This window comes from Collimonas humicola (genome assembly GCF_018304945.1).
Taxonomy (GTDB): Bacteria; Pseudomonadota; Gammaproteobacteria; order Burkholderiales; family Burkholderiaceae_D; genus Collimonas; species Collimonas humicola.
Genome location: NZ_JAGQEE010000002.1, coordinates 163,190 through 175,664, shown reverse-complemented (window position 1 = coordinate 175,664; position 12,475 = coordinate 163,190). Strand labels below are relative to the sequence as shown.

Below are 12,475 nucleotides of genomic sequence, written 5' to 3'. Positions count from 1 at the left end.
GCAAGCGGTGGGCAACGCAGCAGCGCGCCGGCTACGGCCGCACAAATGTTCAAGTTATTTACTAACGGGGCCTAAGGCGAGCCGATAGTAGCAGCGACTCACCGGATGCCGTCTGACTAGGAGAGCCGATCGTGTTGCATCAGATAATCGACCGTAGACTGTCTGGCAAGAACAAAAGCATTGCCAATCGGGAGCGCTTCTTGCGGCGCTTCCGGGCGGCCATTCATCGTTCGGTGACCGAAGCCGTGCGCGACCGCGGCATCAAGGAAATCGAAAACGCCAAGAGCATCAGCATTCCGCGCAAGGGCATCAGTGAGCCGGTGTTCGGCCACGGACCCGGCGGCAAGCGCGAGATGGTCCATCCCGGCAACCAGGATTATCTGCAAGGTGACCGTATTCCCCGTCCAGACGGTGGGTCTGGCGGTGGCGGCGGCAGTTCCGCCAGCAATTCCGGCGAGGGCGAGGACGAATTCGTATTCCAGTTGTCGCGCGAAGAATTCATGCAGTACTTTTTCGAAGACCTGGAGCTGCCGCGCCTGATCAAGACCAATCTGCTGGCGGTGCCCAGCTGGAAAAACATGCGCGCCGGTTATTCCACCGAAGGCAGCCCCAACAATATCGATATCGTCCGTTCCCTGCGCAGCTCGCTCGGACGCCGCATTGCGCTTGGCTCGCCGCTGGTGGTCAAGCTGCGCGAGCTGGAAGCGCTGCTGGAAACGCTGAAGGTCGATCCTAACGACCGGCGCGACGAAATCGTCCGCCTGGAAGAGGATATCCATCACCTGAAAGGCCGCATCTGGCGGATTCCTTTCATCGATCCTTTCGACCTGCGCTATGTCAACCGGATCAAGGTGCCGCAGCCGTCCAGCCGCGCCGTGATGTTCTGCGTCATGGACGTATCGGGTTCGATGGACGAACAGCGCAAGGATCTGTCAAAGCGCTTCTTCATTCTGCTGTACCTGTTCCTGACGCGTAATTACGAGCACATCGAAGTCGTGTTCATCCGCCATCACACGCGTGCCGACGAGGTCGATGAAGATACCTTCTTCCACTCGCAGGAAAGCGGCGGCACGGTGGTGTCCAGCGCGCTGGAGCTGATGAAGAAGATCATCGACGAACGCTATCCGCCGGGCGACTGGAACATCTATGGCGCCCAGGCTTCCGACGGCGACAACTGGAATGACGATTCGCCCAAGTGCCGTGAACTGCTGGAGCTGGAAATCCTGCCGCGTTCGCGCTACTTCGCTTATATCCAGGTGACCGTGGAAGAACAGAACCTGTGGACCGAGTACCAGCAGATCGCGGCCGTCAATCCGCAGTTTGCGATGAAAAAGGTGCAGACCGCCAGCGAGATTTATCCGGTATTCCGTGAACTGTTTGAAAAGCAGGTCCATTCATGAACGATCGCCTAGCCAAGGGCGTCAATCAGGCGCTGCCCTGTCCGTCCGATTGGACCTTCGACCTGATCGAACTATACAACGACGAAATTGCCCGCGTCGCCGCCAGCTATAAGCTGGATATCTACCCGATCCAGCTGGAGATCATCACTGCCGAGCAGATGATGGATGCCTACGCTTCGGCGGGCATGCCGGTGAATTACCGGCACTGGTCGTTCGGCAAGCACTTCCTGATGACCGAGCGCGATTACAAGCGCGGGCAGATGGGCCTGGCCTACGAGATCGTCATCAATTCGAATCCCTGCATCGCCTACCTGATGGAAGAAAACACCATGACGATGCAGGCGCTGGTGGTAGCGCACGCAGCGTATGGGCACAACTCCTTTTTCAAGGGCAATTACCTGTTCCAGCTGTGGACCGATGCCCACGCCATCATCGATTATCTGGTCTACGCCAAGGCGTACATCGCCGAATGCGAAGAGCGCTACGGCTTTTCCAAGGTCGAGGAGCTGCTGGACTCTTGCCATGCGCTGATGCACTACGGCGTCGACCGCTACAAGCGGCCGCAGAAACTGTCGCTGGAAAAAGAGCAGGCGCAACGGCGCGAACGGGCCGAATACATGCAGTCGCAAGTCAATGAATTGTGGCGCACCCTGCCGGAAAAAAAGGAAGAAGCCGCCGAACGTGTCGAAGGACGCTTCCCGCCGGAGACGCAGGAAAACCTGCTGTACTTTGCCGAGAAGAATTCGCCGCTGCTGGAACCATGGGAACGCGAAGTGATCCGCATCGTGCGCAAGATCGCCCAGTATTTCTATCCGCAGCGCCAGACCCAGGTCATGAACGAAGGCTGGGCCACTTTCTGGCACTACACGATTCTCAACACGCTGTACGATGAAGGCAAGCTGACCGACGGTTTCATGATGGAGTTCCTGCATTCCCACAGCAACGTCGTCTACCAGCCGCCGGTGACCAAGTCCTATTACAGCGGGATCAATCCCTATGCGCTGGGATTCGGCATGATGAGCGATATCCGTCGCATCTGCGAAAATCCCACCGAAGAAGATTACCGCTGGTTTCCGGAACTGGCAGGCACGCCCTGGCTGGAAACCTTGCATTACGCGATGCGCAACTTCAAGGATGAAAGCTTCGTCGCTCAGTATCTGTCGCCGAAGCTGATACGCGACATGCGCCTGTTTGCGGTGCTGGACGATGAAAACCGCAGCGAGCTGGAAGTCTCGGCGATCCACAACGATGCCGGTTACCAGTATGTGCGGCAAGCGCTGTCGCGCCAGTACGATATCAACCACCGCGAACCCAACATCCAGGTCTGGTCAGTCAATACCCGCGGCGACCGCAGCCTGACCCTGCGTCATTTCCGCAGCGACGCCCGGCCGCTGGCCGAAGGCACCGATGAAATGCTGCGCCATATGGCGCGCCTGTGGCAGTTCGATGTGTATCTCGAAAGCGTGGACGACAGCGGCAATGTATTGCAGCGCTATGAATGCGTCAGCGAGAACAAATACGTATTGCGGCCGTAGCGCAGGCACAGCGTGCCTGCCCGTGAGGGTGGAAAATAGAGGCGGAAAGACGGCGTTGGCACGATTACCCGCCTTGCATCACATGCATCAGGCGCGGCTGTGCACCAGCTTGCCGGCGGCAAAGGTCGCCGCAATCGCCCGGTCATCTCCCAGCAAGGCCAGCGCAAACAACAACTCTTCCAGACTCTCGGTACGTTCGCTGCGGCGCGCCAGCAATGGCGTAGCTTTTGGGTCGAGCACGATGAAATCGGCCTCGGCTCCCGGAACGAAATTGCCGATCGTGCCTTCCAGCTGCATGCTGCGCGCGCCGCCCAAGGTCGCCAGGTAGAACATGCGCATTGCAGGCAAGTAGGTGTTCGCCATGCGCGCCACCTTATACGCTTCGTTCATGGTTTGCAGCATCGAGAAGCTGGTGCCGCCGCCGACGTCGGTGGCCAGCGACAGCGGTACGCCCGCGGTGTCGGCGCCTGCAAAATCGAACAGCCCGCTGCCGAGGAACAGATTGGAAGTAGGGCAGATCGCCACTGCCGATTGCGTCTCAGCCATGCGACGACGATCTTCATCGTCGAGCCAGACGCAATGTCCGTACATCGAGCGCGGGCGCAGCATGCCGTACTTGTCGTAGACGTCCATGTAGCTGCGCGACTGCGGAAACAGCGATTTGACCCAGGCCACTTCATCGGTATTTTCGGCGGCGTGCGTTTGCAGGTAAGCGTCAGGGTAGGCTTGCGCCAGTTCGCCTGCCAGCTGCAATTGCGCGTTGCTGGAAGTCGGTGCGAAACGCGGAGTGATCGCATACAGCTGGCGGCCGCGCTTGTGCCATTTCTTCAGCAGCTCTTCGCTGTCGCGGATGCCGCCTTCGGCGGTGTCTTGCAGGAATTCAGGGCAGTTGCGGTCCATCAGCACCTTGCCGGTGATCATGCGCAGGTTGCGCGCTTCGCTGGCGCTGAAGAAGGCGTCCACCGAAACCGGATTGACGGTGCAATACACCATCGCTGTCGTGGTGCCGCAGCGCAGCAGTTCATCGATAAAGAATTTGGCGACTTCGCCGGCGTGGGCCGGGTCGCTGAACTTGCGCTCGGTTGGGAAAGTATATTTTTCCAGCCACGGCAGCAGGCCTGGCGCCGGCGAGGCGATCATGTCGGTCTGCGGGTAGTGCAGGTGAGTGTCGATAAAGCCCGGCATGATGATCTTGCCGCGATAGTCCTGGATCTTCAGTTCCCCTTTCAGCTCAGCCTTCAATTGCAGGGACAGTTGCTGATAGTCGCCGGCGGCCGCCACCTTGCCGTCGGCGATCAGCAGCAAGCCGTCTTCATGCCAATGACAGGCATCCGAACGATGGGCAGGATCCGCGCTGAAATGCAGGAGGCTTGCCCGGTAGGCTTGCAATGCGGACTGGTCGATATGGCTGAAACTGAGGGCTGACATGAGAGCTATCCTTGAATAAAAAGCGGACTAGGGCCGCTATGGGCGATGCATCACGGACCCGATGCAAACCGGGTCCGATCCAGATTTGATTTAAATGGTGCTGACCAGTTGCAGCGGCAGGCGCAATTGCGGGGCGCTGGCCGCTGCTTGCTGCTGCCTGGCGATGCGCTCCCACACCTGCAGCAGCTGCGCCGTCACTGAAGCGGCGATGACTGCCGGCTCTTTGCCGACAATGCCGGCAATTCCGATCGGGCACACCATCTCGGCCAGCCGTTCATGCGAAATGCCGCGTTCATGCAGGCGATGCTCGAACTGCATGCGCTTGCTCTTGGAACCGATCAGGCCGAACCAGGCGACTCCGGCGCGCTGCAGGATCTGCGCCGACAAGCGCTGGTCGAGCGCGTGATTGTGGGTCATCACGAGGAAGCAGGAGCCGTCCGGCGCGTTGTCCACCACGGCTTCCGGCGTATCGGTCGCTTCGATGCGGACATTGGCCGGCAGGACGTCTGGAAACATTTCTTCGCGTTCGTCGATCCACACTACGCGGCAAGGCAAGTCGCCAAGCGCCTTGACGATTGCCGCGCCGACATGGCCGGCGCCGAACAGGAACAACTGCGGCCGCGTCGCCAGGCAGGCATCCAGCAGCCAGCGGCGGCCGTGATCGTCACGCAGGATGGTGCAGGCGCCAAGCGCCTTGGCGGACGGGGCCAGCAAGGACGGCAAGGTAGGCAAACGTCCCGGCCCGTGCAGGCGCGCGCCGTCGGCGTCGCACATGGCGGGTGGCGCCGCGTCGTCCAGCGCCACCAGGCGCCAGCTGTCTTCCGCGTCGCGCAGGCGGCGCTGCAGGAAACTGAAGTAGTCAGCCGAGGCGGAAGTCACGCGCTCAAATGCCAGGTGCACCACGCCGCCGCAGCACTGGCCCAGCGAGGGGCCGAGAGAAAAGCGCTGCAGGCGCCGTTCGCGGCTCAGCGACAAGCCTTCTTCCAGCATCTCGCGGGCGATCCTGACGGCTTGCAGTTCGAGGTGGCCGCCGCCGATGGTGTCGAACTGGCCAACCGCGGTCACCACCATTTTTGCGCCCGGCTCACGCGGCCCGGAGCCCTCGACCTGCGCCACGGTGACCAGGATCGCCGTCGTGTTCTGCGAGGTTTGCGTGATCAGCGTCGTGAGCGCTTCCAGCCAGTTGCTCATGGTGTGACTCCGGATCAGGCCGCGCGCGCCATGGCGCGGACCGCATCGACCGATTTAAGGATCGCTTCGCTGGTGGCCGGCGCATTCAATGGCGGATTGAAACGGTTGCCGCCGACGCTGGCGACGGCATCGCGGATCGCGAAAAAGACCGAGAACGGCAGCAGCAGCGGCGGTTCGCCAACCGCCTTGGAGCGGTGGATGCTGTCTTCGACGTTGCGGTTCTTGAACAGCTTGACGCGGAAATCCTGCGGGCAATCCGAGATGGCCGGGATCTTGTAAGTCGACGGCGCATGCGTCATCAGCTTGCCGTCCTTGTTCCACCACAGTTCTTCGGTGGTGAGCCAGCCCATGCCCTGGATGAAGGCGCCTTCGACCTGGCCGATGTCAATTGCGGGATTGAGCGACTGGCCGGCATCGTAGAGCGCATCGGCGCGCAGCAATTTCCATTCGCCGGTAAAGGTGTCGACCACCACTTCCGACACCGAAGCGCCGTAAGCGTAATAGGAGAACGGCCGGCCGGTCATGGTTTTCGGATCCCAGTGCAAGCCCGGCGTGGCGTAGAAGCCGTCGGACCACAATTGCACCCGTGACAGGTAAGCCTTTTGCGCCAGTTCGCCGAAGGCCAGGCTGTGCTCGCCCAGATGCACCGCGCCGGCGGAGAATGTAACTTCCTTGGCGTCGCCGTTGTGCAATTTGGCGAAGAATTCCGCCAGGCGCTGGCGAATCGTATGCGCCGCATTCTGCGCCGCCTTGCCGTTCAGGTCGGCGCCGGTGGAGGCCGCGGTGGCCGAGGTATTGGCCACCTTGCTGGTGTCGGTGGCGGTGACGCGCACCAGTTCCAGCGGAATCCCGAGTTCGTGCGCCACCACCTGCGCCACCTTGGTGTTGATGCCCTGGCCCATTTCGGTGCCGCCGTGGTTCACCAGCACCGAACCGTCGGTGTACACATGGACCAGCGCGCCGGCCTGGTTGAAGTGGGTGACGTTGAAGGCGATGCCGAACTTGACCGGCGTCAGCGCCAAACCTTTTTTCAGTACCGGGCTGCTGGCGTTGAACGCTTCGACCGCGGCGCGCCGCCGGCGGTATTCGCTGCTCGCTTCCAGTTCGGCGACCAGCTCATGGATCACATTGTCGACGACCTTCTGGCCGTACTGCGTGACATTGCGGCCCTCTTCGTCGTTGCGGCCGTAGAAATTCAGCTTGCGGATGTCCAGCGCGTCGCGTCCCAGGTTGCGGGCGATTTCATCGACGATGTATTCGATCGCAATCGCGCCCTGCGGGCCGCCGAAGCCGCGGAAAGCGGTATTCGACTGGGTATTGGTCTTGCCGCACATTGCCTTGATGTCGACGTCGGACAGGTAATAGGTGTTGTCGAAGTGGCAGACGGCGCGGGTAGCCACCGGCGCCGACAAGTCGGCCGAGAAGCCGGCGCGGCTGACCATCTCGACGCGGGCGGCGACGATGCGGCCGGCGTCGTCGTAGCCGACTTCATAGTCATAGTGGAAGCAGTGGCGCTTGCCGGTCACCATCATGTCGTCGTCGCGGTCGGCGCGCAGCTTGACCGGACGCTTCAGCTTGGCGGCGCCGATTGCCGCTGCCGCGGCCCACAAGGCCGATTGCGATTCCTTGCCGCCGAAGCCGCCGCCCATGCGCCGGCATTCGACCACGATATTGTGCGAGTGGACGCCCAGCGCATGCGCCACCACGTGCTGCATTTCGGTCGGGTGCTGGGTCGAGCACAGCACCAGCATGCCGTTCTGTTCTTTCGGGATGGCGTAGGAAATCTGGCCTTCCAGGTAAAACTGCTCCTGGCCGCCGACATACAGCTGGCCGCTGACGCGGTTGGGCGCTGTTTCAAACGCCCGTTGCGCATCGCCGCGCGTGAGCCGCATCGGCGGCAGCACGTACGATTTCGCCGCGTGCGCGGCCTGCGGCGTCAGGATGGCTGGCAGCTCTTCGTAATCGATGACGACCTTGCGCACCGCGCGCCGCGCATTGTCATGGCTGTCGGCGATGACGACGAAGATCGGCTGGCCGACATATTCGACCAGGCCTTCCGACAGGATCGGATCGTCGTGGATGATGGGACCGCAATCGTTGGTCCCGGGAATATCGGCGGCAGTGAGGACCGTGACCACGCCTGGCGCGCTGCGCACGGCGTCAAGATTGATCGAACGGATGCGGGCGTGGGCCTTTTGCGACATGCCGAGCGCGGCATGCAGCGTGCCTTGCGCTTCCGGGATGTCGTCGGTATAGGTTGCTTCGCCCAGCACATGCAGCACCGCCGATTCGTGCGGACGCGATTGGCCGACTTCCGCCCAGGCTGCGGAGTGCTGTTGCGGCTTGGCTTGCATAAAAACTTCAGTTTGCTTGTTCATGACGTCTACTCTTTATCTTCGTCGCGGCTTAGGCGCACACGAAAGGATTGACCTGGTCGGTACGCAACGGGGCTTCGATACGGGTTTCCAGCCAGAACCGACGCAGCAGGTTTTGCGAGGTCTTCATGCGGTACTCGCTGGAAGCGCGCATGTCCGACAGCGGCTTGTAGTCATCCGACATCAACGCCACCGCGGCTTCCATCACTGCTTCGCTCCAGACCTGGCCGCGCAGGGCGGCTTCAGTGAGCGCCGCGCGTTTCGGCGTGGCCGCCATGCCGCCGAAGGCAATCCGGATATCGCTGATCTTGTCGCCATCCAGCGTCACGGAAAATGCGGCACAGACGGCGGAAATATCCTGGTCGAAGCGTTTCGCCAGCTTGTAGGTACGGAAGCGCTGGCCGGCATGCGGCAATGGAATCCGCACGCTTTCGACGAATTCATCGGCCTGCATGTCTTTTTTCATGTAGTCCAGGTACAGCGCTTCCAGCGGCATCACGCGTTGTCCGTTCGGGCCGCGCAGCACGACCTGGGCGCCAAGCGCGATCAGCCACGGCGGCGAATCGCCGATCGGCGAGCCGTTGGCGACGTTGCCGCCCAGGGTGCCGGCATTGCGGATCGGCAGCGAGGCAAAGCGTTGCCACATCTCGGACAGCTCAGGATAGTGCTTGCAGATTTCGGTGTAGGCATCGTTCAGGGTGACGCCGGCGCCGATCTCGATCTGCTGCTGGTTGACGCTGAGGCTGTTCAGTTCGGCCACCTGGCCGAGATAAATGATGTCGCCCAGGTCGCGCATCTGCTTGGTGACCCACAGGCCGACGTCGGTCGAGCCGGCCAGGATGCGCGCGGCCGGCAGCGCGGCGCGCACTTCGACCAGTTGCGCCAGCGTGCGCGGCGCGTAGAAAGTCTGGCTGCCGTTGCGATAGACGAACATGTCGTCGCGCTGCAAGGGTTGCAGCGCATGTTGCAGCGCCTGGCGGTCGAAGCCGACCGCCGGCAGTTCGCCCATGCGGTGGGCAGCGTCGATGATGGGCCGGTAGCCGGTGCAGCGGCACAGGTTGCCTGACAAGGCGATGTCGATGTCTTTACGCAGCAGGGGTTGCGCTTGCTGCTGCTGTTGTTGCGGCTGGCATGCGCCCTTGGCCGAGCCGCAGGCAGGCGCCTGGCTGCCGTCATTCTTCAGGTACAGGTCCCACAGCGACATCACGAAGCCCGGCGTGCAGAAGCCGCATTGCGAGCCGTGGCATTCCACCATTGCCTGCTGCACCGGATGCAGGGCGCCATCGTTCTGTTTCAAGTCTTCGACGGTATACAAAGCTTTACCGTCCAGCGTCGGCAGGAACTGGATGCAGGAATTGACCGATTTCAGCGTGACGCCGTCCGCAGTCTGCTCGCCGATGACCACGGTGCAGGCGCCGCAGTCGCCCTCGGCGCAGCCTTCCTTGCTGCCGGTGCAATGCAGGTCTTCGCGCAGGTGCTGAAGGATGGTGCGGGTAGGCGCAGCCTGATCCACCGTATGGACTTCGCCACGATAGTAGAAGCGGATGACGCTATCGGCCGAGGAATTAGATGCGGACGTAGACAAGACGATCTCCATTCTGGTTTGGCGACTGTTGCAAAATGCTGCCTATCTGATCGTATTGCCTGGCTGCGGTGCAGGGACTACGTAGGGCTAGGCTGACTTTGCAACGGCCTATTAATTATGAGCTCAGATTAGCATTTGCGCCGGTGCTCCATATAGCGAAAGGGCTCATATCAATTATCTTCAGAATGGAATAGAGATCGCATATCTAATTCCAGTTAGCAAATAAAGGGGGCGTTTACGGGGCGGCGCCTCGATTCTGTGGTTTCTTTGATAATGCATGCGGGTTGCAGCATGGCTGCCATTCCTGAAAGCGGCGTGCAATCCGGACCAAGAGGGGATGTATTTAGCGTTGCGGCAGGGTTCTAACGGGCGCTGAGAGCGGTTATCATCACGCTGGAATAATTGATATTTACCCTGGAGCATATTTGTGACCCCATTCAGTACCCCACCAGTTTGCCGGAATCCTGCCAGCCGCCGCGCAGAATGGCAGCGCGGAAACCAACTATATATACAGACACAGTCCGGCCGGGCCGCTGCCGTCTCTGCTCAATAATCAAGGAGACACCAGAATGCAGTTTCTCGAAAATTTCTTCAAGCTGAAAGAAAACGGCACCGACGTCCGCACCGAACTGATCGCCGGCCTGACCACTTTCCTGACGATGGCTTACATCATCTTCGTCAACCCGGCGATCCTGGGCGACGCCGGCATGCCGAAGGGCTCGGTGTTTGTCGCCACCTGCGTGGCGGCCGCGATCGGCACACTGATCATGGCGCTGTACGCCAACTATCCGATCGCGCTGGCGCCCGGCATGGGGCTCAATGCCTACTTCGCCTACGCGGTGGTGAAAGGCATGGGCGTATCCTGGGAAGTGGCGCTGGGGGCGGTCTTCATCTCCGGTTGCCTGTTCATCATCGTCAGCCTGGTCGGCATCCGCGGCCTGATCGTCAACGGCATACCGCCCACCATACGGATTGCCATCACTGCCGGCATCGGCATGTTCCTCGGCTTTATCGCACTCAAGAGTTCCGGCCTGGTGGTCGCCAATCCGGCTACCTTCGTGCAGATCGGCGATCTGCACCAGATTCCGGTGATCCTGTCCATCCTCGGTTTCCTGCTGATCGTGGTGCTGGACCATCTCAAGGTCAAGGGCGCGATCCTGATCGGCATCCTGGCCGTCACCGTGCTGAGCTTCGTGGTGGGCGGCAATACGTTCAACGGCGTGGTGTCCATGCCGCCATCGATAGAGCCGACCTTGTTCAAGCTCGACATCATGGGCGCCTTGTCGATGGGGATACTGAATATCGTGCTGGTGTTCTTCCTGGTGGAAATGTTCGACGCCACCGGCACTATGATGGGCATCGCCAACCGCGCCGGCCTGCTGGTCAACGGCAAGATGGCACGGCTGAACAAGGCCTTGCTGGCGGACAGCACAGCGATCGTGGCCGGCACTTTCCTCGGCACCTCCAGCACCACCGCCTATGTCGAAAGCGCTGCGGGGGTACAGGCAGGCGGCCGTACCGGCCTGACTTCGCTGGCGGTCGGCGTCTTGTTCCTGGCCGCCTTGTTCATCTCGCCGCTGGCCGGCGCCGTGCCGGCCTACGCCACCGCGCCAGCCTTGTTCTATGTGGCCGGACTGATGCTGCGCGAACTGGTGCACCTGAACTGGGAAGATTCCACCGAAAGCGTGCCGGCTGTCATTACTGTGCTGATGATCCCGTTCACCTATTCCATCGCCAACGGCATCGCCTTCGGTTTCATCGCCTATGCGGCGCTGAAGCTGTTCACCGGACGCGCCAAACAGGTGCCGGCAATGGTCTGGATCATCGCGGCGATTTTCCTGTACAAGTTCATCCACCTCGGTGGCGATTGATCGGTTGTTTGTGAAGAGAAACTATTGGATGAAACCAGAAAACTGGAAAAGCGCCGCAATAGGCAAGGCGAGCGTCGTAGGCATCATGTTTTTCCTACTGCAAGGATGCGCCTGGATCACGCCGTGCTTCACCAAGGGCGAACAATGCCCGCAGGTCAGGGCGCATAACTGACCGTTGATGTCGGCCGCATTCCGCGCCTGCAAGCCCCGTCGTCGACGGGGCTTTTTTACGCCGGCCGATTTGTGCCGGAGCGGCAAGCGCTAATTCGCCACATTCGCCAGATCAGCCTGCAACTGGGCAAAATCGAAGCCAGGCGCAAAATCGGCAATACTGGCTTCGGCCGGCAGGATGGCGTAGGCCTCGTCGACGCAGGCATCCCACCACTCCCAGGTCGCCTTCTGCACATTGCCCCAGGTCAGGACCGTGACGCCGGCAGCGTCATACGCCACCGCATACACTGCGTGGCCATCGTTGGTCAGCTTGCCCGGTATCCACGGCTGGCGTGCCTCGAATTCCTGCAGGCAGTTTTCCTGCACCTGGAAACCCAGATAGACACCGCCGAACAATTGAATCGCCTGCTGGATGTGGGTGCGGTTCTTGACGTCGATACTGGTGTAGGCGTAGATCTTCTCACCGGCAAAAGCAGTCTTGCGCCAGTAATTCAGCACCTCGAGCTCGCTCAGTCCGGAGTCGACGCCGCCGGTCAGGTGCATGTAAAGCTTCACTACCGCTTGTTTGGCGGGGATTTTCTGCGTACCGACCAGGCCGTTGTAGGTCGTGATTGCGTGGGCCAGGGCGGCGATGGTGCAGTCCCCCAGCGTATCGTTGCCGTCCATGGGAAACAATTGCGTCGGGTCGCTTGCGCTCAATTTCTGATAGACACGCGCCAGCACGTCGTAGGAGGCTGGCGGCGGCGCCAGTTCGGCACCCAGGTAGTTCTTCAGGCGCAGCGTGCGGTAGTCATGTTTCGGCGGGTGTTTACCAAAGCGGAGTGAAGGCATGGAGCGGATTCCTCAGGGATAAGATCGGGCTTGCCTGCGCTAGCCGACGGTTGGGATGATTGGCGGATTTGCTGCAGTCCGCCGGCTG

At 61.0% G+C, this 12,475-nt stretch carries 9 protein-coding genes; 4 read left to right on the top strand and 5 right to left on the bottom strand.

Annotated elements, in window-relative coordinates:
- Window positions 1–131: 131 nt before the first annotated feature.
- Both KHU30_RS09485 and KHU30_RS09480 read left to right on the top strand, forming a co-directional pair.
- Window positions 132–1,400, top strand: a complete 1,269-nt coding sequence (locus KHU30_RS09485; RefSeq protein WP_211442420.1) for a YeaH/YhbH family protein — start codon at window positions 132–134, stop codon at window positions 1,398–1,400.
- The gene (locus KHU30_RS09480; RefSeq protein ID WP_211442419.1) at window positions 1,397–2,935 is read left to right on the top strand and encodes a SpoVR family protein; all 1,539 of its coding nucleotides are present in this window, start codon (window positions 1,397–1,399) and stop codon (window positions 2,933–2,935) included. The genes KHU30_RS09485 and KHU30_RS09480 overlap by 4 nt, the downstream gene beginning before the upstream one ends.
- 87 nt (window positions 2,936–3,022) lie before the next feature.
- Here KHU30_RS09480 and guaD read toward each other — a convergent pair whose 3' ends face one another.
- The 4 genes from guaD to xdhA form a co-directional block, all read right to left on the bottom strand.
- Complete coding sequence (gene guaD, locus KHU30_RS09475) at window positions 3,023–4,363, bottom strand: guanine deaminase (protein ID WP_211442418.1); 1,341 nt, start codon at window positions 4,361–4,363, stop codon at window positions 3,023–3,025.
- 90 nt (window positions 4,364–4,453) lie between these two features.
- Window positions 4,454–5,554 (bottom strand): xanthine dehydrogenase accessory protein XdhC, encoded by a 1,101-nt coding sequence (gene xdhC, locus KHU30_RS09470; protein ID WP_211442417.1) that lies wholly within the window; start codon window positions 5,552–5,554, stop codon window positions 4,454–4,456.
- A 14-nt stretch (window positions 5,555–5,568) separates the two neighbouring features.
- The gene (gene xdhB, locus KHU30_RS09465) at window positions 5,569–7,932 is read right to left on the bottom strand and encodes a xanthine dehydrogenase molybdopterin binding subunit (RefSeq protein ID WP_211442416.1); all 2,364 of its coding nucleotides are present in this window, start codon (window positions 7,930–7,932) and stop codon (window positions 5,569–5,571) included.
- A 28-nt stretch (window positions 7,933–7,960) separates the two neighbouring features.
- On the bottom strand, window positions 7,961–9,526 hold the full coding sequence (gene xdhA, locus KHU30_RS09460) for a xanthine dehydrogenase small subunit (protein ID WP_211442415.1): 1,566 nt from the start codon (window positions 9,524–9,526) through the stop codon (window positions 7,961–7,963).
- Between the two features lie 557 nt (window positions 9,527–10,083).
- On the opposite strand from xdhA, the gene KHU30_RS09455 reads away from it, so the two are divergent.
- Complete coding sequence (locus KHU30_RS09455; protein WP_211442414.1) at window positions 10,084–11,385, top strand: NCS2 family permease; 1,302 nt, start codon at window positions 10,084–10,086, stop codon at window positions 11,383–11,385.
- A 28-nt stretch (window positions 11,386–11,413) separates the two neighbouring features.
- Complete coding sequence (locus tag KHU30_RS09450) at window positions 11,414–11,557, top strand: hypothetical protein (protein WP_211442413.1); 144 nt, start codon at window positions 11,414–11,416, stop codon at window positions 11,555–11,557.
- An 89-nt stretch (window positions 11,558–11,646) separates the two neighbouring features.
- On the opposite strand, the gene KHU30_RS09445 is transcribed toward KHU30_RS09450, so the two are convergent.
- Complete coding sequence (locus KHU30_RS09445) at window positions 11,647–12,387, bottom strand: hypothetical protein (RefSeq protein ID WP_211442412.1); 741 nt, start codon at window positions 12,385–12,387, stop codon at window positions 11,647–11,649.
- Window positions 12,388–12,475: the final 88 nt, after the last annotated feature.